The organism is Mycobacterium sp. 48b, assembly GCF_048282725.1.
Lineage (GTDB): Bacteria > Actinomycetota > Actinomycetes > Mycobacteriales > Mycobacteriaceae > Mycobacterium.
On record NZ_JBLVUL010000001.1, the window covers coordinates 1,174,343 to 1,193,545 of the forward strand.

Annotated in this window: 22 protein-coding genes and 1 riboswitch; of the genes, 17 read left to right on the forward strand and 5 right to left on the reverse strand. The window is 67.6% G+C overall.

Annotation, left to right across the window (positions count from 1 at the left end):
* The first annotated feature begins 9 nt into the window (after nt 1–9).
* The 13 genes from folK (at nt 10) to ACNQR1_RS05595 (ending at nt 12,653) form a co-directional block, all read left to right on the forward strand.
* A complete protein-coding gene (folK, locus tag ACNQR1_RS05535) occupies nt 10–546 on the forward strand; it encodes a 2-amino-4-hydroxy-6-hydroxymethyldihydropteridine diphosphokinase (RefSeq protein WP_418044600.1) in 537 nt (178 codons plus the stop codon).
* Nucleotides 546–1,022 carry a DUF3180 domain-containing protein gene (locus ACNQR1_RS05540; protein WP_418044601.1) on the forward strand — a complete coding sequence of 159 codons (477 nt, stop codon included), beginning with the start codon at nt 546–548 and terminating at the stop codon, nt 1,020–1,022. The genes folK and ACNQR1_RS05540 overlap by 1 nt, the downstream gene beginning before the upstream one ends.
* A gap of 77 nt (nt 1,023–1,099) precedes the next feature.
* Complete coding sequence (locus ACNQR1_RS05545; protein WP_418044602.1) at nt 1,100–2,641, forward strand: DUF6779 domain-containing protein; 1,542 nt, start codon at nt 1,100–1,102, stop codon at nt 2,639–2,641.
* An 82-nt stretch (nt 2,642–2,723) separates the two neighbouring features.
* A complete protein-coding gene (locus ACNQR1_RS05550; protein WP_418044603.1) occupies nt 2,724–3,695 on the forward strand; it encodes a Rossmann-like and DUF2520 domain-containing protein in 972 nt (323 codons plus the stop codon).
* A complete protein-coding gene (gene panC / locus ACNQR1_RS05555; RefSeq protein ID WP_418044604.1) occupies nt 3,692–4,636 on the forward strand; it encodes a pantoate--beta-alanine ligase in 945 nt (314 codons plus the stop codon). Before ACNQR1_RS05550 ends, panC begins: the two co-directional genes overlap by 4 nt.
* Entirely contained in the window at nt 4,636–5,052 is a 417-nt protein-coding gene (gene panD / locus ACNQR1_RS05560; protein ID WP_418044605.1) for an aspartate 1-decarboxylase, read from the forward strand. The genes panC and panD overlap by 1 nt, the downstream gene beginning before the upstream one ends.
* Nucleotides 5,052–5,867, forward strand: a complete 816-nt coding sequence (locus ACNQR1_RS05565) for a type III pantothenate kinase (RefSeq protein WP_418044606.1) — start codon at nt 5,052–5,054, stop codon at nt 5,865–5,867. The genes panD and ACNQR1_RS05565 overlap by 1 nt, the downstream gene beginning before the upstream one ends.
* Before the next feature lie 152 nt (nt 5,868–6,019).
* Nucleotides 6,020–7,543 carry a lysine--tRNA ligase gene (gene lysS, locus ACNQR1_RS05570; protein ID WP_418044607.1) on the forward strand — a complete coding sequence of 508 codons (1,524 nt, stop codon included), beginning with the start codon at nt 6,020–6,022 and terminating at the stop codon, nt 7,541–7,543.
* 132 nt (nt 7,544–7,675) lie between these two features.
* Complete coding sequence (lsr2, locus tag ACNQR1_RS05575) at nt 7,676–8,017, forward strand: histone-like nucleoid-structuring protein Lsr2 (protein ID WP_209922660.1); 342 nt, start codon at nt 7,676–7,678, stop codon at nt 8,015–8,017.
* A 314-nt stretch (nt 8,018–8,331) separates the two neighbouring features.
* On the forward strand, nt 8,332–10,860 hold the full coding sequence (clpC1, locus tag ACNQR1_RS05580) for an ATP-dependent protease ATP-binding subunit ClpC (RefSeq protein WP_418044608.1): 2,529 nt from the start codon (nt 8,332–8,334) through the stop codon (nt 10,858–10,860).
* A 121-nt stretch (nt 10,861–10,981) separates the two neighbouring features.
* A riboswitch (cobalamin riboswitch) is annotated at nt 10,982–11,048 on the forward strand.
* A 33-nt stretch (nt 11,049–11,081) separates the two neighbouring features.
* Nucleotides 11,082–11,297 (forward strand): CbtB domain-containing protein, encoded by a 216-nt coding sequence (locus ACNQR1_RS05585; protein WP_418044609.1) that lies wholly within the window; start codon nt 11,082–11,084, stop codon nt 11,295–11,297.
* A gap of 23 nt (nt 11,298–11,320) precedes the next feature.
* Entirely contained in the window at nt 11,321–12,091 is a 771-nt protein-coding gene (locus tag ACNQR1_RS05590; protein WP_418044610.1) for a CbtA family protein, read from the forward strand.
* A 10-nt stretch (nt 12,092–12,101) separates the two neighbouring features.
* The gene (locus ACNQR1_RS05595; protein ID WP_418044611.1) at nt 12,102–12,653 is read left to right on the forward strand and encodes a histidine phosphatase family protein; all 552 of its coding nucleotides are present in this window, start codon (nt 12,102–12,104) and stop codon (nt 12,651–12,653) included.
* A gap of 76 nt (nt 12,654–12,729) precedes the next feature.
* Here ACNQR1_RS05595 and ACNQR1_RS05600 read toward each other — a convergent pair whose 3' ends face one another.
* The gene (locus tag ACNQR1_RS05600) at nt 12,730–14,097 is read right to left on the reverse strand and encodes a serine hydrolase (protein WP_418044612.1); all 1,368 of its coding nucleotides are present in this window, start codon (nt 14,095–14,097) and stop codon (nt 12,730–12,732) included.
* Nucleotides 14,072–14,389 carry an antibiotic biosynthesis monooxygenase family protein gene (locus ACNQR1_RS05605; protein ID WP_029108325.1) on the reverse strand — a complete coding sequence of 106 codons (318 nt, stop codon included), beginning with the start codon at nt 14,387–14,389 and terminating at the stop codon, nt 14,072–14,074. Before ACNQR1_RS05605 ends, ACNQR1_RS05600 begins: the two co-directional genes overlap by 26 nt.
* A gap of 39 nt (nt 14,390–14,428) precedes the next feature.
* Between ACNQR1_RS05605 and ACNQR1_RS05610 the strand changes: the two genes are divergently transcribed.
* Nucleotides 14,429–15,190, forward strand: coding sequence for an alpha/beta fold hydrolase (locus ACNQR1_RS05610; protein ID WP_418044613.1), 762 nt, complete (start codon nt 14,429–14,431; stop codon nt 15,188–15,190).
* On the opposite strand, the gene ACNQR1_RS05615 is transcribed toward ACNQR1_RS05610, so the two are convergent.
* Entirely contained in the window at nt 15,173–15,403 is a 231-nt protein-coding gene (locus tag ACNQR1_RS05615) for a hypothetical protein (RefSeq protein ID WP_418044614.1), read from the reverse strand. The genes ACNQR1_RS05610 and ACNQR1_RS05615 overlap by 18 nt on opposite strands.
* Before the next feature lie 71 nt (nt 15,404–15,474).
* On the opposite strand from ACNQR1_RS05615, the gene ACNQR1_RS05620 reads away from it, so the two are divergent.
* On the forward strand, nt 15,475–16,446 hold the full coding sequence (locus ACNQR1_RS05620; RefSeq protein WP_418044615.1) for a helix-turn-helix domain-containing protein: 972 nt from the start codon (nt 15,475–15,477) through the stop codon (nt 16,444–16,446).
* Nucleotides 16,447–16,450: 4 nt separating this feature from the next.
* Here ACNQR1_RS05620 and ACNQR1_RS05625 read toward each other — a convergent pair whose 3' ends face one another.
* The gene (locus tag ACNQR1_RS05625) at nt 16,451–16,756 is read right to left on the reverse strand and encodes a hypothetical protein (protein ID WP_418044616.1); all 306 of its coding nucleotides are present in this window, start codon (nt 16,754–16,756) and stop codon (nt 16,451–16,453) included.
* A 61-nt stretch (nt 16,757–16,817) separates the two neighbouring features.
* Nucleotides 16,818–17,690, reverse strand: a complete 873-nt coding sequence (locus tag ACNQR1_RS05630; RefSeq protein ID WP_418044617.1) for an A/G-specific adenine glycosylase — start codon at nt 17,688–17,690, stop codon at nt 16,818–16,820.
* A 25-nt stretch (nt 17,691–17,715) separates the two neighbouring features.
* Here ACNQR1_RS05630 and ACNQR1_RS05635 point away from each other — a divergent pair, with 25 nt between their 5' ends.
* On the forward strand, nt 17,716–18,336 hold the full coding sequence (locus tag ACNQR1_RS05635; protein WP_418044618.1) for a carbonic anhydrase: 621 nt from the start codon (nt 17,716–17,718) through the stop codon (nt 18,334–18,336).
* A gap of 99 nt (nt 18,337–18,435) precedes the next feature.
* Nucleotides 18,436–19,203, forward strand: a complete 768-nt coding sequence (locus ACNQR1_RS05640; RefSeq protein WP_418044619.1) for a hypothetical protein — start codon at nt 18,436–18,438, stop codon at nt 19,201–19,203.

Genomic DNA, 19,203 nt, shown 5'->3' on the forward strand with positions numbered 1-19,203 from the left:
GAGCACCAGATGACTTCGGTAGTCCTTTCGATCGGGTCGAACATCGGCGACCGGCTGGCCCGGTTGCAGTCGGTGGTCGGCGGCCTCGGGAGCGTGGTTCGCGCGGTGTCGCCGGTGTTCGAGACCGACGCCTGGGGCGGAGTCGAACAGAGTCCGTTCCTGAATGCGGTGCTGCTCGCCGATGATCCGGGCCTCGACTGCCACGACTGGCTGCGGCGCGGCCAGCAGCTCGAGCAGGAGGCCGACCGGGTGCGGGAGCAGAAGTGGGGCCCGCGCACCCTCGACGTCGACCTGGTCACCTGCCATGACGGTGACGCCGAGGTGCTGTCCCGCGACGAGGACCTGACCCTGCCGCATCCGCTGGCGCACCTGCGCGCCTTCGTCCTGATCCCGTGGTTGGCCGTGGATCCGGATGCCACGTTGACCGTCGTCGGCCGGTCCCGGCGGGTGGCGCACCTGCTGGAGGAGATCGACCCGGCCGAACGGATCGGGGTCAGGCGCACCGATCTGGCGCTGGAATTCGGCGCGGAACCCGTGGCGGACTGATGGGACCGACCCGCAAGCGCGATCTGGCCGGCGCGGTCGTCGTCGTCGCCCTCGTCGGCTACGTACTGATCGGCGTGCTCTACCGGTGGTTCCCGCCGTTGACCGTGTGGACCGGGCTTTCGCTGCTGGCGGTCGCCCTCGCCGAGGCAGGCTGGGCCTTTTTCGTGCGCGCGAAGATCAACGACGGGCAGATCGGGGTCGGCGCAGGTCGGTTGCACCCGCTCACGGTGGCCCGGTCGGTCGTGATCGCCAAGGCCTCGGCCTGGGTGGGCGCCATCGTCGCGGGCTGGTGGATCGGTGTGCTGGTGTACCTGCTGCCGCGGCGCGGCGAATTGCGGGTGGCGGGCGAGGACACCCCCGGCGCCGCGGTGGCCGCGGTCAGTGCCCTGGCGCTGGCCGTCGCAGCGGTGTGGCTGCAGCACTGCTGCAAGTCCCCGGAGGAACCGCCGGACAACGGGGACGCTGCGCCTGAGTGACGGATTGTGTGAGGTAGTTGGCCGAATCGCCGCGGTGGTCGCCAGGCTAGATGACCGCTGACGGGTACAGTCGGCGCATGACCGTTCTGCCCCGCGGTGGTCGGCCACGGCGCGGCGGCCGAAGGCCAGGCTGGCTGCTCTTAACGGTATTGCTGGTACTCGCCATTCTGGCCAGTTCCGCATTGGTGTTCACCGATCGTGTCGAGTTGCTGAAGCTCGCCGTCATCCTGGCCCTGTGGGCTGCCGTGGTGGCAGCCTTCGTCTCCGTCATCTACCGGCGTCAGAGCGACCTGGACCAGGCCAAGGCTCGCGACCTCAAGTTCGTCTACGACCTGCAGCTGGATCGGGAGATCTCGGCGCGGCGCGAGTACGAGCTGACCGTCGAGACCCAGCTGCGCCGGGAGCTGGCCTCCGAGCTGCGTGCGCAGGCCGCCGACGAGGTCGCCGCGCTGCGTTCCGAGCTGGCCGCGCTGCGGGCGAACCTCGAGATCCTGTTCGACACGGACCTGGTGCACCGCCCGGCCATCGAGACCGACAAGAGCGCGGTGCGCACCGCGGGCCGGGTGACGGCCAGCCGCCTGGACGTGCCGCCGGTCGAGGTCACCGACATCCGGACGTCGCGCACCGAGGAAAGCCCGATCATCGACGTTCCGGCCGAACCGCATCCGCCGGAGAACGACTGGGCGACCTCTGGTGGAGCACATCGCCTGCCGTCGCGACCGATGCCTGCCGGGGAACAGCCCCGTCGCCGTCGGCGTCAGCCGGACGCCGCACGCCAGCAGGAACCGCCACGCCAGCAGGAGCCCCCACGCCAGCAGGAGCCACAGCCTCAGCCACGGCCCGAGCCGCAGCCTGCCCCGCGGCCCGAGCCGCGACCGGAACCGCAGCCACAACCCCAGCCTCAGGCGCGGCCGGAGCCACAACCTGCGCCCCGGCCCGAGCCGCGACCGGAACCGCGGCCGGAGCCGCAACCGGCCGCACGCAGGCAGGCTGAGCCGCCGTCGACCTGGGCGCCGCCACCTCCGCCGCCGGCCATGCCGCCGATGCAGCCGTCACCCACGATCAATGCCCCCGAACCCGAACCTGAGCCTGCCGCCGAGCCCGCGGCCACGGGTTGGGAACCGGCCCCTGCCGAGGGCCAGTGGATTCCCGCGGGTGCACCCTGCAGCAACTGGTCTGCGCCGGTGGTGCAGAACGGCTCCTCGACCGAGTACGTCGGCAGGCGTCGTGCCCCCGATTCGGCGCCCACGGCAACCCCGGCGCCCGCCGCCGAACCGACACCGCCCCCGGCCCCGGAACCAACCCCGGAACCGGCCTCGTCACCGGCACCCGCGATGTCGGCGGGGCAGGCTCCCGAGCCGCCGCCCCGAGGCAGGCACTCCGCCGCAGCTGAAACCGCTGATCCCGGCCGGCCCGCGCCCGCCCAGCCGTCCCCGGCCTTGGCCACCGAGTCGTCGCAACCGCCCGAGCCGCCCCGGCGGGCGTCACGGCACCGCAGCGAAGCCGAACCCGAGCCGGCGAACGGCCACCATGCCGACGGGCAGTCGGTAAACGACCTGTTGGCACGGTTCCAGTCCGCCCCTGCCGAAGGCGGGCGTCGCAGGCGTCGCGAGGAGTGAGCTAGTCTCGTGACGACCGTCCGGTACCCGCAACGCGGGACTGGAACGACTGAAACCTATTCATCCTGTGAGGTCGTCTGCGATGGAGCAGCCCCCTGCAAACGGGTGGTCCCCTCCTGAGGGATTACGTCCTGCCAGGCTCAGCGTCGGCATCATCTCGGCGGGCCGGGTGGGCACGGCGCTCGGCTATGCCCTGGAACGGGTCGAGCACGTGGTGGTCGCGTGCAGCGCGATCTCCGAGGCCTCGCGCCTGCGGGCGCAGCGCCGGCTGCCCGACACCTCGATCCTGCCCGTCCCCGACGTGGCACAGCGGGCCGAACTGTTGCTGCTGACCGTTCCCGACTCCGAGCTGGCATCGCTGGTGTCCGGGCTGGCCGCCACCGGTGCGGTGCGGCCCGGCACGATCGTGGCGCACACCTCCGGCGCCAACGGGGTCGCCGTGCTCGCCCCGCTGACCGAGCAGGGGTGCATTCCACTGGCCATCCACCCGGCGATGACGTTCACCGGCTCCGACGAGGACCTCGCGCGGTTGCCCGATACGTGTTTCGGAATCACCGCGGCCGACGAAGTGGGCTACGCGATCGGCCAGTCGCTGGTGCTGGAGATCGGTGGCGAGCCGTTCCGGGTACCCGAGAACGCGCGGACGCAGTATCACGCGGCGCTGGCCCATGCCAGCAACCACCTGGTCACCTTGGTGCTCGACGCCGTGGACACGCTGCGGGTTTCGCTGCGCGGCGCGGAACTGCTCGGTCAGGAACTCGTCGGCGACGCACCCGGCGGGCTGCCCGAACGGGTGGTGGGTCCGCTGGCCCGGGCCGCGCTGGAGAATGCGCTGCAACGCGGTCAGGCCGCGCTGACCGGGCCCGTAGCGCGCGGCGACGCGGCCGCGGTCGGCGCGCATCTGGATGCCCTGCGGGCATTGGATCCTCAACTGGCCCAGGCATATCGGGCCGATTCACTGCGTACCGCCCAGCGTGCCCATGCGCCAGTGGACGTCTTCGCGGTGCTCTCAGACACAGGCCCCGAACCCAGCCCTGAAACGAGTCAAGGATGACCCAGAGCAACCCTCCCAAGTTCGTCGCAGGCGAACTCAACGTCTACTCGACACCGGCCGATGTCGCAGCGGTCAGCCGGGCCCTGCGCACCAGCGGACGCCGGGTCACCCTCGTGCCCACCATGGGTGCGCTGCACGAGGGCCACCTGACGCTGATCCGTGCGGCCAAGCGCGTTCCTGGCGCCGTCGTGGCGGTGTCGATCTTCGTCAACCCGTTGCAGTTCGGGGCAGGCGAGGACCTCGACGCCTACCCGCGCACGATCGAGGAGGACCTCGCCGCGCTGCGCGCCGAAGGGGTCGAGATCGCTTTCACCCCAACCGGTTCAGGGATGTACCCGGACGGCCCACGGACCAGCGTGCAGCCCGGGCCTGCCGGCGGGGAACTGGAAGGCGCCTCGCGCCCCGGCCATTTCGCGGGTGTGTTGACCGTAGTGCTCAAGCTGCTCCAGATCGTCCGGCCCGACCGGGCCTTCTTCGGCGAAAAGGACTATCAGCAACTGGCATTGATCCGGCAGATGGTCACCGATCTCAACGTCGACGTGCAGATCGTCGGGGTTCCCATCGTTCGGGAATCCGACGGCCTGGCGATGTCGTCGCGCAACCGATACCTGGATGCCGACGAGCGCGAGCAGGCCGGCGCGCTGTCGGCGGCCCTGCTGGCAGGCAAGTACGCAGCGGCCGGCGGGGCGCCGGCCGCCATCGATGCGGCCCGGGCCGTGCTCGACGAGGTGCCCGCCATCGACGTCGACTACCTGGAAGTGCGCGACCCGATGCTGGGTCCCGCCCCGGGCGAAGGTCAGGCCCGGCTGCTGGTCGCGGCCCGTTTGGGCCGAACTCGGCTGTTGGACAACATCTCTGTGGATATCGGAGCATCCGCCGGAATCGACGGACACCCCCGCGTCGGCGACGGCGACAATCACGAGCTGCCCTGGAGGAACTGATGCAGCGCACCATGCTGAAATCCAAGATTCACCGCGCCACGGTGACGCAGGCCGACCTGCACTACGTGGGCTCGGTGACCATCGACGCCGATCTGATGGAGGCGGCCGACCTGCTCGAGGGCGAGCAGGTGACGATCGTCGACATCGACAACGGTGCCCGGCTGGTGACCTACGCCATCACCGGCGAACGCGGCACCGGGGTGATCGGGATCAATGGCGCCGCAGCGCATCTCATCCACCCGGGCGATCTGGTCATCCTGATCGCCTACGGGGTGATGGAGGATGCCGAGGCACGGGCCTACCGGCCCCGGATCGTGTTCGTGGACGCGGACAACAAGCAGATCGACCTCGGTGTGCACGGCCACGATCCCGCGTACGTCCCCGAGGACGCATCCGAGCTGATGTCGCCGCGCTGATGCTGCTCGCCATCGACGTCCGCAACACCCACACCATCGTCGGGCTGATCTCCGGTTCAGGTGATCACGCGAAAGTGGTGCAGCAGTGGCGGATCCGGACCGAGTCCGAAGTGACCGCCGATGAGCTGGCGCTCACCATCGACGGCCTGATCGGTGATGCCACTGACGAACTGACAGGTGCGACTGCCCTCTCCACCGTGCCCTCGGTGCTGCATGAGGTGCGTCTGATGCTCGAGCAGTACTGGCCGGCGGTGCCGCATGTGCTGATCGAGCCGGGCGTGCGCACCGGCATCCCGCTGCTGGTCGACAACCCCAAGGAAGTGGGCGCCGACCGGATCGTGAACTGCCTCGCCGCCTATCACAAGTACGGCACCGCGGCGATCATCGTCGATTTCGGCTCGTCGATCTGTGTCGACGTGGTGTCGGCAAAGGGGGAGTTCCTGGGCGGGGCGATCGCACCCGGTGTGCAGGTGTCCTCCGACGCCGCGGCCGCCCGCTCGGCCGCGCTGCGCCGGGTCGAGTTGACCCGTCCGCGTTCGGTGATCGGAAAGAACACCGTGGAATGCATGCAGGCTGGTGCGGTATTCGGGTTCGCCGGACTGGTCGACGGATTGGTGAGCCGGATCCGCGAGGACGTCGACGGATTCTCCGGAAGCGACGTCTCGGTGGTGGCGACCGGATACACCGCACCGCTGGTGCTGCCGGACCTGCGCACCGTCGAACACTATGACCGCCACCTCACCCTCGAGGGCCTGCGCCTGGTGTTCGAACGCAACCGTGACAGCCAGCGTGGGCGGCTCAAACCGGCCAGGTGACCGGTGTGAGGTTGTGCACACCCGGGCCGCGGTCCGACCCGGCCGGGACGCGGGTATGTCGTTGAACCGCCGGTCCATTGGCCGGCCGCCGGATGCCACCGGCTTGTCGGCGTGCAATTGCCCGCCCGCGCGTTCATTTAAGCTGGCATTTTGTGAGCCCAGCCGATCGCGACGACGCGTCCCAGTCCCAGGCCGACCTACCCGAGCAGTTCCGGATTCGTCAGGCCAAGCGGGAGCGGCTGCTGGCAGAGGGCCGCGAACCCTATCCGGTGACCGTTCCGCGCACGCATTCGCTGGCCGAACTGCGCAGCACCTACCCGGAGCTGCCCGCCGACACCCAGACCGGTGAGATCGTCGGTGTCTCGGGCCGGGTGGTGTTCGCCCGGAATTCGGGCAAGTTGTGCTTCGCGACGCTGCAGGAGGGCGACGGTACCCAGCTGCAGGCGATGATCAGCCTGGCCCAGGTGGGTCAAGAGTCGCTCGATGCGTGGAAGGCCGACGTCGACCTCGGCGACATCGTCTTCGTCCACGGCGAGGTGATCAGCTCCAAGCGCGGTGAGCTGTCGGTGCTGGCCGACTCGTGGCAGATGGCGGCCAAGGCCCTGCGGCCGCTACCCGTTGCTCACAAGGAAATGAGCGAAGAGACAAGGGTGCGTCAGCGCTATGTCGATCTGATCGTGCGGCCGGAGGCGCGCAGCATCGCCCGGCAGCGGGTCGCGGTGGTGCGGGCGGTGCGCGCGGCGCTGGAACGGCGCGGCTTCCTCGAAGTCGAGACACCGATGCTGCAGACGCTGGCAGGCGGGGCGGCGGCGCGGCCGTTCATCACCCACTCCAATGCGCTCGATGTCGACCTGTACCTGAGGATTGCACCGGAACTGTTCCTCAAGCGCTGCATCGTCGGCGGTTTTGACCGGGTTTTCGAGTTGAATCGGAACTTTCGAAACGAAGGTGTCGATTCCACGCACTCGCCGGAATTCTCGATGCTGGAGACATATCAGGCATACGGCGACTACAACGATTCTGCGGTAGTTACCCGTGAACTTATTCAAGAAGTCGCCGACGAGGCGATCGGTACCCGTCAGGTGCCATTGCCTGATGGCACTATCTACGATCTCGACGGGCAATGGGACACATTGGAAATGTATCCTTCGTTGTCCGAGGCGCTCGGTGAGCAGATCACGCCCGACACTTCAGTTGAGTACTTGTGGCGTATTGCCGACGGGCTCGAGCTCGAGATTCCCCGTGGCCGTGGCTACGGGCACGGAAAATTGGTCGAGGAACTCTGGGAACACACCGTGGGCGAGAAGTTGTGGGCCCCGACGTTCGTCCGCGACTTCCCGGTCGAGACCTCGCCGCTGACCCGGGCGCACCGCAGCATTCCCGGGGTGACCGAGAAATGGGACCTCTACGTACGGCGTTTCGAACTCGCCACGGGCTATTCGGAACTGGTCGACCCGGTGATCCAACGGGAACGATTCGAAGCCCAGGCCCGCGCGGCCGCCGCGGGTGATGACGAAGCAATGGTTCTCGACGACGATTTCCTTGCCGCATTGGAGTACGCCATGCCGCCCACCACGGGCACCGGAATGGGTATCGATCGCTTGTTGATGGCGCTGACGGGGTTGTCTATTCGGGAGACGGTTTTGTTCCCGATTGTTCGTCGTCACAGTAACTGAGCCGGCGCAACCGATCCGTCTTGTTCGACACGTCGTTGGAAATGTGTGCGTTCTTGTGGCACATTAGGGCGCAGGTGCAGGATACTCAGGTGTAGTCACCAATGCGTATGCAGAAGGGTTCGGTGCGGGGTAATGGCGAAAAAAGTGACCGTCACGTTGGTCGACGATTTCGACGGTGAGGCCACCGCCGATGAGACGGTCGAATTCGGCCTCGATGGTGTTACCTATGAGATCGACCTTTCCTCGAAGAATGCCACCAAGCTCCGAAACGACCTGAAACAGTGGGTGGAGGCAGGCCGCCGGGTCGGTGGCCGCCGGCGTGGACGGGCGGCAGGCCCGGTACGTGGCCGCGGCGCCATCGATCGCGAGCAGAGTGCCGCCATCCGCGAATGGGCCCGCCGCAACGGGCACAACGTGTCGACGCGTGGCCGCATCCCCGCAGACGTCATCGACGCTTTCCACGCCGCAACATAAAACGACCGCAACTTAACCGACAGTTGCCAGCTCCGGACCGGTGAGAATTCCCGGTCCGGAGTTTTTCGCTAGTGGCGAACCCGAAAGCCGCGTTTTTCGGAAACGATTCGCCGACCGGCGGCGTTGCTCATCTGCAGCAGTAGATGTGGACAGCCCGTACTGGGTGCGCCGCCGCCGGAACGGACCGCCAACCTCCGCGCCCGGGACGGCCGCCCATTAGAGTGGACGGTAGGTACTACGTGCGGGCTACGAGAAAACCGACAGAACGCAGCCGTACGCGGGTATCGCTAGCGATGGAGAGCAGGTAACCACCGATGTTTGAGAGATTCACCGACCGTGCCCGCAGGGTCGTCGTCCTGGCGCAAGAAGAAGCCCGGATGCTCAACCACAACTACATCGGGACCGAGCACATCCTGTTGGGTCTTATTCACGAGGGCGAAGGCGTAGCCGCCAAGTCGCTGGAGTCGTTGGGCATCTCGCTGGAAGGCGTGCGCAGCCAGGTCGAGGAGATCATCGGCCAGGGCCAGCAGGCGCCGTCCGGCCACATCCCCTTCACGCCGCGCGCCAAGAAGGTGCTGGAGCTGTCTCTGCGTGAGGCGCTGCAGCTCGGCCACAACTACATCGGCACCGAGCACATTCTGCTCGGCCTGATTCGTGAGGGCGAGGGCGTGGCCGCGCAGGTGCTGGTCAAGCTCGGCGCCGAGCTGACCCGGGTGCGCCAGCAGGTCATCCAGCTGCTCAGCGGCTACCAGGGCAAGGAGGCCGCCGAGGCCGGTACCGGTGGTCGTGGTGGCGAGTCGGGCAACCCGTCCACCTCGCTGGTCCTCGACCAGTTCGGCCGCAACCTGACTGCCGCCGCGATGGAGGGCAAGCTCGATCCGGTCATTGGCCGTGAGAAGGAAATCGAGCGGGTCATGCAGGTGCTGAGCCGCCGCACCAAGAACAACCCGGTGCTGATCGGCGAGCCCGGCGTCGGCAAGACCGCCGTCGTCGAAGGCCTGGCGCAGGCCATCGTGCACGGCGAGGTCCCCGAGACGCTCAAGGACAAGCAGCTCTACACCCTGGACCTGGGTTCGCTGGTCGCGGGCAGCCGCTACCGCGGTGATTTCGAGGAACGCCTGAAGAAGGTGCTCAAGGAGATCAACACCCGCGGCGACATCATCCTGTTCATCGACGAGCTGCACACCCTCGTCGGAGCGGGAGCTGCCGAAGGCGCGATCGACGCCGCTTCGATCCTGAAGCCGAAGCTGGCCCGCGGCGAGCTGCAGACCATCGGTGCCACCACCCTCGACGAGTACCGCAAGTACATCGAGAAGGACGCCGCCCTGGAGCGCCGGTTCCAGCCGGTCCAGGTGGGCGAGCCGACGGTCGAGCACACCATCGAGATCCTCAAGGGTCTGCGTGACCGCTACGAGGCGCACCACCGCGTCTCGATCACCGATGGCGCGCTGGTCGCCGCGGCCACCCTGGCCGACCGCTACATCAACGACCGGTTCCTGCCGGACAAGGCGATCGACCTGATCGACGAGGCCGGCGCCCGGATGCGCATCCGCCGGATGACCGCTCCGCCAGACCTGCGTGAGTTCGACGAGAAGATCGCCGACGCGCGCCGGGAGAAGGAGTCCGCGATCGACGCGCAGGACTTCGAGAAGGCCGCGAGCCTGCGCGACAAGGAGAAGCAGCTTGTCGCCCAGCGTGGTGAGCGTGAGAAGCAGTGGCGCTCAGGCGATCTCGACGTCGTCGCCGAGGTCGATGACGAGCAGATCGCCGAGGTGCTCGGCAACTGGACCGGCATCCCGGTGTTCAAGCTGACCGAGGCCGAGACCACGCGCCTGCTGCGCATGGAGGACGAGCTGCACAAGCGGATCATCGGCCAGGAGGACGCCGTCAAGGCCGTCTCCAAGGCGATCCGCCGCACTCGCGCCGGCCTGAAGGACCCGAAGCGTCCCTCCGGTTCGTTCATCTTCGCCGGCCCGTCCGGTGTCGGTAAGACCGAGCTGTCCAAGGCGCTGGCCAACTTCCTGTTCGGCGACGACGATGCGCTCATCCAGATCGACATGGGCGAGTTCCACGACCGCTTCACCGCGTCGCGGCTGTTCGGTGCGCCTCCGGGGTACGTCGGCTACGAAGAGGGCGGCCAGCTCACCGAGAAGGTGCGCCGCAAGCCGTTCTCGGTCGTGCTCTTCGACGAGATCGAGAAGGCCCACCAGGAGATCTACAACAGCCTGTTGCAGGTCCTGGAGGACGGCCGTCTCACCGACGGTCAGGGCCGCACGGTCGACTTCAAGAACACGGTGCTGATCTTCACCTCGAACCTGGGCACCTCCGACATCAGCAAGGCGGTCGGGCTCGGCTTCACCCAGGGCGGCGGGGAGAACAACTACGAGCGGATGAAGCAGAAGGTCAACGACGAGCTCAAGAAGCACTTCCGGCCTGAGTTCCTCAACCGCATCGATGACATCATCGTGTTCCACCAGCTGACGCAGGACGAGATCATCCAGATGGTCGACCTGATGATCGGCCGGGTCGGAAACCAGCTCAAGGCCAAGGACATGGCCATGGAGCTGACCGACAAGGCCAAGGCCCTGCTGGCCAAGCGCGGCTTCGATCCGGTGCTCGGTGCCCGCCCCCTGCGGCGCACCATCCAGCGCGAGATCGAGGACCAGCTCTCCGAGAAGATCCTGTTCGAAGAGCTCGGCCCGGGCCAGTTGGTCACGGTCGATGTCGAGGGCTGGGACGGCGAAGGTGCAGGCGAGGACGCGAAGTTCACGTTCTCCGGTGCGCCCAAGGCGGCCGGCTCGGACGGTCCGGATCTGGCGAAGGCCGGAGCCACCGCGGAGTAAGTTCCGAGACGAAGAATGCCCCCGCCGCAATGGCGGGGGCATTTTTCATGCCAGTTTCATACCCGCCGATGGGGCGAACCCCTGCGCGGTGGTTAGGATGCTGCTGTAATCGACAGGCAAAGGAACCTGGTGAGAATCCAGGGCGGCCGCGCCACTGTTAACAGTCAGACCCTTACCTGTCAGGACACGGACTGGGACGCGAATTCCCGGAAAGGACCGGTATGACTCCCACTGAGGCACGTACGAGCCACGCCCCCGCGATCGATCTGTCGGCCACCAAGGCGGTGCTCTGGCTGACCCTGACGGCATTCATCGCGCTGCTGGCCCTCTACTTCGTCGGGATGGACCAGGGCGCCACCTCGGTCCTGGGTAACAACACCTACGTGCACGAATTCGTGCACGACGCCCGCCACCTGCTCGGTTTCCCCTGCCACTGACGCAGCGGAGATTCGGCGACAAAATGGAAAAGCAGATCATCGGGCGCGGCATCCTTGCCGGCGCCCTGGCCGGCGTGCTCGCCTTCATCTGGGCGAAGTTGCTGATCGAGCCGATCATCGGACGGGCGATCGACTTCGAGAGCGCCGCCGGTGCCGCGCATGACGCGGCAGAACATTCGCATGGCGGCGCCGGGCATTCCCACGGCGGGGGCGAGAGCGCCGAGGTGTTCACCCGCGGTGTGCAATCGAACATCGGCATGGGTCTCGGCGTCCTGGTCTTCAGTGTCGCGATGGGCGCCCTGCTGGCCGTCGTGTTCTGCGTGGTGTACGGCAGGGCCAACCTGTCCGCGCGGGCGCTGGCGGCACTGACCGCCGGCGGAATGCTGGTGTCGTTGTGGATCGTCCCGGCGCTCAAGTACCCGCCCAACCCGCCCGCGGTCAGTCTCGAAGAGACGATCAAGCAACGGACCCTGCTGTACCTGCTGCTGGTGGTGCTCTCGGCAGCGCTGTTCGTCGGTTCGGTCCTGCTCGCGCGTCGGCTCATGCCGAAGCTGGGGGTGTGGAATGCCACCCTGGCCGGAGCCGCGGACTACGTGGTGTCGATGGCCGTGGTCTTCCTGATCCTGCCGGGCATCCACGAGACCCCGTCGACGTTCCCGGCCGACGACCTCTACCAGTTCCGGCTGTATTCGCTGGGGACCCAGGTGGTCATCTGGGCGACGATCGGGCTGGTCTTCGGTGCTTTGGTGTCGAAAGTGCTCGAGGGTAAGCGTCAGGAGCAACTGACCGCGTGAGGCCGCAGGCGTGAGTGAGGTCGTCCGGCTGACGTTGGTGTCGCATGCCATGACCGACGCCACCGCAGCCGGACGGTTTCCCACCGACGAGCCGCTGAATTCGATGGGCCACCGCCAGGCCGACACGACCGTCGAGCTGGGAGTCATCGACGCCGCCTACTGCGGGCCGGAGAAGCGGGCCCGCCAGACCGCCGAACTGCTTGGCCTGTCGGCGGCGGTCGAACCCCAACTCGCCGACCTGGACTTCGGAAGCTGGCGCGGGGGCGTGCTGGGTGGCGTGCTGCCCGCGGACCTGGCCATCTGGCTCACCGATCCGACCCGGGCGCCGCACGGCGGAGAATCCGTGGTTGATCTCGTCAGACGGGTTCACGGCTGGATGGACGGCCTGGTGTCGATGCGCGGGCGGCTGGTCGCGGTGACCCACCCGGCGGTGATCCGGGCGGCCATCCTCGTCGCGCTGGACGCCCCGGCGAAGTCGTTCTGGCGCATCGACATCGCGCCGCTCAGCCGCACGGTGATGCATTTCCGCGGCCAAGCCTGGACCTTGCGTAGCAGCAGGTAGTCCGCCGCTTTCTACTCCAGGGTCGGGTTCGAGCGACGACCGCAGCCCTCATGTGGAAAGCGGCGCAGCCTTGGCTCTACGAACCGATCGGCGCCATGGCGAACGCCCGCTTGGCGATCTGCAACAACCAGCCCGCGGCGGTGGGACTACGGAACGTCGGCCAGTTCAGCTGGAAACTGAACACCCACGGCTGCCCGGTGTAGTCCACCGCGTACCAGCTGAAGGTCAGGTCGCCGGGCAGGTTGCCCCCCTTGGCGCCGATGTAGCGCCACTTGGCCGGATCCGGATCGATGCCGGGCAGTGCCGACAGGATGTCCTTCACCGGTGCGGCCGGGCCGTAGGCCGAGGCCTGCAGGGCGGCGTGCACCCGGCAGATGTCGGCCGCACTGGCGAACCACTCCAGCCCGTCATTGGAGGCAGGGGTGTGGGTCCGGTACGGATCCGGTTCGTACGGGCGGGCATTGGTCTGCTGCAGCAGTGCCACCCGATCGGCGGGGGAGGCGTTCTTCCACTGATCGCGCAGGTTCGGCTCGCCCCAACCGACCGAGAACACCTCGTGCATGGTCGGGAACGGGGTCATGCTGGCCGGGTCGTGGTGACCGGCGGTGACCAGCGCGCGCTCCACCGCGGCGGGACCCACCCGCCCGATCAGCAGATCCGTGGCCATGTTGTCGCTGGCCGATATCATCTGCTGGGCGGCGGTCCGCACGGTGATCTGAGCACCGGGGGGAAGCTTGTCCAGCCCGGCCGAGCCGAGCTTCTTGCCTTCCTTGGTGATCGTCAGATGGTCGTCCCACTTGAGTGTGCCGGCCTTGACCGCATCCGAAACAGCAAGCAGTACATACAGTTTGAAGATCGAAGCCAGGGGCAGCGACATGTCGGTATTGGTGCCAGCGACCTGCTCGCACTTGCCGTCGTTCACCTTGGAGACCCGGTAGGAGTAGCGCGCTCCCGACTTGGTCAGCTCGGCGTCGATGTCGGACCATTTGTCGATCTTCGGCGGCACCAGCGTGACGTCGAAGCGGTCGACGAGACCGACGTCGTTGGTCCTCAGCTCGATGTCCTGGGCCACGTTGTAGGACGTCAGCACGTGCAACGTCGCCTGCGCGGCCCCGATGTCCACCGAGGTGACCTTGAACGGGCGATCCCACCAGATGGAGTCCATCTTGGTGCCGACCAGGTCGACCTTCTCGGGTGCGGCCAGGGTGCGCACGCCGATGGGGCCGATGGGCCAGTCGGAGTTGAGCATGTCCATGGTCTGCTTGGCCCGCAGGCCTGGCGGGGTGATGGTGTCGATGTGCGCGCCGTAGGACACTTCGGCCGCGGGCGCGACGCTCGGCGAACAGCCACAAGCCAGGGACGTGGCGACCGCTGCGATGGCCGTCAGGCCGACCGTGCGGTGCAGCGTCCGGCCGCGGCTACGCCTGGGCAGCGGGCCCTGCAACGTCCAGCACAACCTCGAACTCCAGCAGCGATGCGCCGGTGGCCACAGGCTTGGCCTGCTGTCCCTTGTGTGCCTCGACGGCCGGGCCCGAAGCCCAGGCCTGGAAGGCCTCTTCGGTCTCCCACTGCGTCACCACGAAGTAGCGGTCTTCGCCCTTGACCGGGCGCAGCAGTTGGAAGCCGAGGAAGCCGGGCTGACTGTCGACGGCGTGTGCACGGTTCGCGAACCGCTTCTCCAGTTCCGGGCCGGCGTTGGGCGGGACCTCGATGGCGTTGATCTTCACGACGGGCATGGTGTTCAGGCTACCGTGGCTGCCCGGCAAGATAACGGGATGGTCACAGATCTGCTCACCCACAGAGGGGGGCGCGGCGAGCCCATCGTCCTGGTGCACGGGCTGATGGGCCGCGGTAGCACCTGGTCGCGCCAATTGCCCTGGTTGGCTCGGCTGGGTGAGGTCTACACGTATGACGCGCCGTGGCATCGCGGGCGGGACGTGGTCGATCCATATCCCATCAGCACCGAGCGTTTCGTCGCGGATCTGGGTGACGCCGTGGCGGGACTCGGGCGGCCGGCGATGCTGGTCGGGCATTCCATGGGTGCGTTGCATTCCTGGTGTCTTGCCGCGGCCCGCCCGGAACTGGCCCGCGCGGTGGTGGTGGAGGACATGGCGCCAGATTTCCGGGGGCGCACCACCGGGCCCTGGGAACCGTGGGTACATGCGCTTCCGGTCGAATTCGGCTCGGCGCAAGAGGTTTACGACGAGTTCGGACCGGTCGCGGGCCAGTACTTCCTGGAGGCGTTCGACCGAACGGCCACCGGCTGGCGGCTGCACGGGTACCCGCAGTGGTGGTTGGACATCGCTGCCCAGTGGGGGACGCGGGACTACTGGCAGCAGTGGCGCGACGTGCGGGTCCCGACCTTGCTGATTGAGGCGGGCAACTCGGTGGCTCCGCCCGGGCAGATGCGTGAGATGGCCGAGATCGGGCAGGACACAAGGTATCTGCACGTACCCGGTGCGGGCCATCTGATCCACGACGACGCCCCCGAGGTGTACCGCGAGGCCGTCACGGAGTTCTCAACGACGCTCGCCTAGGACGCCTGCGCTCGGCCAGGCCGGCTGGTGTTCGAACCGGCTGCGGATCGCGTCCAGGTCGTGGCCTGCGCGGTAGGTGTCGTAGTCGGGCTGGTCGACGCCGAACAGGTCGAGGCGGAACCGCAGGACATTGCCGCGCCGTGCCGCCCAGCCCAATGCCGCGGCGACCGCGAAGGGGGAGATCAGGATGATCAGAGCGAGTGCAACAGTCATGGCAGTAATGCTCGTCGGGGAAATATCCGGCCAACAGTGGCAGCGCTGACACCTTACGATAAAATGCTGCCATGCTGAGAAGCGTCTCCACGCTGGTGCTCGACGGTCTGGCGGTTTTCGAATTCGGGGTCATCTGTGAGGTTTTCGGGATCGACCGGTCGGCCGACGGCGTACCCAACTTCGACTTCAAGGTGTGCGGCCCCGAACCGGGCAAGCCGCTGCGGACTTCGGTCGGGGCGACTCTGACCCCCGAGCACGGGCTCGATGCCCTGCATGGCGCCGACCTGGTGGCGATCCCTGCGATCGGCACTTCCGACTACCTGCCCGAGGCGTTGGAGGCCGTGCGGGCCGCGGCCGATGCGGGCTCGATCATCCTGACCGTGTGCTCGGGTGCGTTCCTCGCCGGCGCCGCGGGGCTGTTGGACGGTAGGCCGTGCACCACACACTGGATGCACGCCGATGCCCTGGCCCGCAAATATCCCACCGCCAAGGTGGACCGCAACGTCCTGTTCGTCGACGACGGCAACCTGATCACCAGCGCGGGCACCGCGGCGGGCATCGATGCCTGCCTGCACCTGGTCCGCCGCGAACTCGGCAGCGAGGTGACCAACAAGATCGCCCGGCGAATGGTCGTCCCACCGCAGCGCGACGGCGGTCAACGCCAGTTCATCGATCAGCCGATCCCGGTCAGGTGTTCGGAAGGTTTTGCGCCGCACCTGGATTGGATCATGGGCAACCTGGACAAACCGCACACGGTGACGACGTTGGCCAGGCGATCGGCGATGTCCACGCGCACCTTCGCCCGCCGGTTCGTCGAGGAGACCGGCACCACGCCCATGCAGTGGATCACCGATCAGCGGGTGCTGTACGCACGCAGGCTGCTCGAGGAGTCCGATCTGGACATCGACCGCATCGCCGGGCAGTCCGGGTTCGGCACCGCAACGCTGCTGCGCCATCACTTCCGCCGGCTCATCGGCGTGACACCTTCGGATTACCGGCGTCAATTCGCCTGCGGGATGGACGAAGACGCCGTCACCGCGTGATGCATCAGCCGTCGGGCTGGCAGGCCACGTTGACGTAGACGGTGGTGTGCCGGCTCGGGTCGATCCGGTACCCGTCCTCGTCGATGTTGGAGTCGGCCAGTCCGTGCACCCCGGTCACCCGGCAGTTGGACAGGGCCGTGTTGGCATTCGAGTTGACCTGCACGTGATAGCCCCGGCTCTGCAGATCGCGCACGGTGTCGGCGGCCGAACCGGCGCCGGACGGTGCGGCGTTGGCCGGTGCCGCGATGCCCAGGGCGACACCGAGGCCGATTGCCGTACACGCAAACGTCGTTGAGAATTTGCTTGACATGCATCCGTTCTATGTGATGTGCGGCCCAAATGGTGTGCCGCGGAACGGATTCATGCCGATCTCATGGAATTTCGCCTTCGCCGGCAAGAGCGAACCGGCCGTCGACAGTTTGCTCGACCAGGCCGTCGACCAGTAGTGAATCCAAGGCGCGATCCCGTTGCGCGGTATCGGTGAGCCACGCCACGTCCAGTTGTGCACGGGTGACCGGGGAACTGCTGTCGCGCAACACATCCAGCAGCTTTCCGCGGACCTGCCGATCGGTTCCGGCGTAGCGCTGCACCTTTCGGGTCACCGTGCCCTCCGGATATCCGGCCGACCGCCAACGGCAGTGGCTCAGCGGGCAGCAGCCACACTGCGGCGAGCGCGCCGTGCACACCACCGCTCCCAGTTCCATCAGGGCCGCCGAGAAGGTCGGTGCGGTGGCATCGTCAGGCAGCAGCGCGGCGACATCGTCGAGGTCGCGGGCGCGCGCCGGTGCGTCGGCCTGCCCGCGCAAGACCCGGGTGACCACCCGGCGCACGTTGGTGTCGACCACCGGAACGCTGGCCGAGTAGGCGAAGCAGGCCACGGCCCGCGCGGTGTAGGCACCGATGCCCGGCAGGGTCAGCAGGGTCTCGACGTCGGTTGGCACCTCGTCGCCGTACTCACCTGCGATCACCACCGCGCATTCGTGCAGACGTTTGGCCCGCCGCGGGTACCCCAGCTTTCCCCAGGCCCGCAGCACCTCGGCCGACCCGGCGGCCGCCGTCGCGGACGGCGTGGGCCACCGGTCGATCCAGGCCAGCCAGATCGGCTCGACCCGGGCCACCGGAGTTTGCTGGAGCATGAACTCGCTCACCAGGATCTGCCAGGCGGTGACCCCTGGCCGGCGCCACGGAAGGTCCCGCTGGGCGTCTCTGTACCAGCCGACGAGCTGCTCCGCGTCGATGCTCATCGGCATCTCATGCAAAATGGCTGATATGCCCAATTCGAATCCCGTGTCCGCTTGGAAGGCACTCAAGGACGGTAACGCCCGCTTCGTAGCAGGCGAACCGCAGCACCCCAGCCAGGACATCGCCCGCCGCGCCAAGCTGACCCACGGGCAGAAGCCCACCGCCGTGGTGTTCGGCTGCGGCGACAGCCGCGTGGCCGCGGAGTTGCTGTTCGACCAGGGCCTGGGCGACATGTTCGTGGTGCGCACTGCCGGCCATGTCATCGACAACGCGGTGCTCGGCTCGATCGAGTACGCGGTCTCCGTCCTGGAGGTGCCGCTGATCGTGGTCCTGGGCCATGACAGCTGCGGCGCGGTCAAGGCCGCCATCACCGCTCTCGACGAGGGACAGGTGCCCGGTGGCTACGTACGCGACATCGTCGAGCGGGTGACCCCCTCGATCCTGATGGGGCGTCACGCAGGCCTCAGCCGGGTCGACGAGTTCGAGGCCTACCACGTCAAGGAGACGGTCAACCAGCTGCAGATGCGGTCGGCCGCCATCTCCAACGGTCTGGCCGCGGGTACGCAGGCCATCGTCGGTGCCACCTATCACCTGTCCGACGGCCACGTGGAGTTGCGCAGCCATCTCGGCAACATCGGCGAAGCCTGAGAATTTCGCTGCGCACGTGAGAAGCGAAACAGCTTCAGTGCCCCGACACGCCGAGTCGCCTCGGACAACTGTGCATGACCTGGGCTTACCGTGAAAGCCGTGTTGGATCTCGAACCTCATGGGCCGCTGCCCTCGCAGATCTACTGGCGGCGCAGGGCGCTGGCCATCGGAATCGCGGTGGTCGTCGTGGGGATCATCGCCGCGATCGTCGCGGTGATCGTGACCAGCAACTCCGGAGCCGAGACCAAGTCCACCGACTCGTCTGCCACCGCCGCTCCGCCGACGCCGCTGCCCGGCGAGAACCCCGAGGTCAAGACCCCGGTGGTGCCGCCGGCGCAGCATGCGCCGCCGCCGACGGTCACGCCGACCGCCGCGGTCACGCCGCCGCCGTTGCTCAAGGAGGGTGACGACTGCCCGGACTCGACGCTCGCGGTCAAGGGCATCACCAGCCAGCCCGAGTACGTCGTGGGCGATCAGCCGAAGTTCACGATGGTCGTGACCAACATCGGCCTGGTGGCCTGCAAGCGCGACGTCGGCGCCGCGGTGCTGGCCGCCTATGTGTACTCGCTGGACAACAACCGGCTCTGGTCCAACCTGGACTGCGCGCCGTCCAACGAGACCCTGGTGAAGACGTTCAACCCGGGTGAGCAGGTGACCACCGAGGTGACCTGGACCGGCATGGGATCGGCGCCGCAGTGCCCGATGCCGCGTCAGCCGATCGGGCCGGGCACCTACAACCTGATGGTGCAGCTCGGCAATCTCAGATCGGCGCCTGTGCCGTTCATCCTGGCCCAGCCCAATGCGCAGCAGCCCGGGCCGCCCGTCGAGGGCGCACCGCCGGCTGAGCCGGCCGCACCGGGCAACTGA

What these genes read in the sequence shown, in the direction of transcription:
- folK (WP_418044600.1), top strand. Translation starts at nt 10, where the DNA reads ATGACTTCGGTAGTCCTTTCGATCGGGTCGAACATCGGCGACCGGCTG.
- ACNQR1_RS05540 (WP_418044601.1), top strand. Translation starts at nt 546, where the DNA reads ATGGGACCGACCCGCAAGCGCGATCTGGCCGGCGCGGTCGTCGTCGTC.
- ACNQR1_RS05545 (WP_418044602.1), top strand. Translation starts at nt 1,100, where the DNA reads ATGACCGTTCTGCCCCGCGGTGGTCGGCCACGGCGCGGCGGCCGAAGG.
- ACNQR1_RS05550 (WP_418044603.1), top strand. Translation starts at nt 2,724, where the DNA reads ATGGAGCAGCCCCCTGCAAACGGGTGGTCCCCTCCTGAGGGATTACGT.
- panC (WP_418044604.1), top strand. Translation starts at nt 3,692, where the DNA reads ATGACCCAGAGCAACCCTCCCAAGTTCGTCGCAGGCGAACTCAACGTC.
- panD (WP_418044605.1), top strand. Translation starts at nt 4,636, where the DNA reads ATGCAGCGCACCATGCTGAAATCCAAGATTCACCGCGCCACGGTGACG.
- ACNQR1_RS05565 (WP_418044606.1), top strand. Translation starts at nt 5,052, where the DNA reads ATGCTGCTCGCCATCGACGTCCGCAACACCCACACCATCGTCGGGCTG.
- lsr2 (WP_209922660.1), top strand. Translation starts at nt 7,676, where the DNA reads ATGGCGAAAAAAGTGACCGTCACGTTGGTCGACGATTTCGACGGTGAG.
- clpC1 (WP_418044608.1), top strand. Translation starts at nt 8,332, where the DNA reads ATGTTTGAGAGATTCACCGACCGTGCCCGCAGGGTCGTCGTCCTGGCG.
- ACNQR1_RS05585 (WP_418044609.1), top strand. Translation starts at nt 11,082, where the DNA reads ATGACTCCCACTGAGGCACGTACGAGCCACGCCCCCGCGATCGATCTG.
- ACNQR1_RS05590 (WP_418044610.1), top strand. Translation starts at nt 11,321, where the DNA reads ATGGAAAAGCAGATCATCGGGCGCGGCATCCTTGCCGGCGCCCTGGCC.
- ACNQR1_RS05605 (WP_029108325.1), bottom strand. Translation starts at nt 14,389, where the DNA reads ATGCCCGTCGTGAAGATCAACGCCATCGAGGTCCCGCCCAACGCCGGC.
- ACNQR1_RS05610 (WP_418044613.1), top strand. Translation starts at nt 14,429, where the DNA reads ATGGTCACAGATCTGCTCACCCACAGAGGGGGGCGCGGCGAGCCCATC.
- ACNQR1_RS05615 (WP_418044614.1), bottom strand. Translation starts at nt 15,403, where the DNA reads ATGACTGTTGCACTCGCTCTGATCATCCTGATCTCCCCCTTCGCGGTC.
- ACNQR1_RS05620 (WP_418044615.1), top strand. Translation starts at nt 15,475, where the DNA reads ATGCTGAGAAGCGTCTCCACGCTGGTGCTCGACGGTCTGGCGGTTTTC.
- ACNQR1_RS05625 (WP_418044616.1), bottom strand. Translation starts at nt 16,756, where the DNA reads ATGTCAAGCAAATTCTCAACGACGTTTGCGTGTACGGCAATCGGCCTC.
- ACNQR1_RS05630 (WP_418044617.1), bottom strand. Translation starts at nt 17,690, where the DNA reads ATGAGCATCGACGCGGAGCAGCTCGTCGGCTGGTACAGAGACGCCCAG.
- ACNQR1_RS05635 (WP_418044618.1), top strand. Translation starts at nt 17,716, where the DNA reads ATGCCCAATTCGAATCCCGTGTCCGCTTGGAAGGCACTCAAGGACGGT.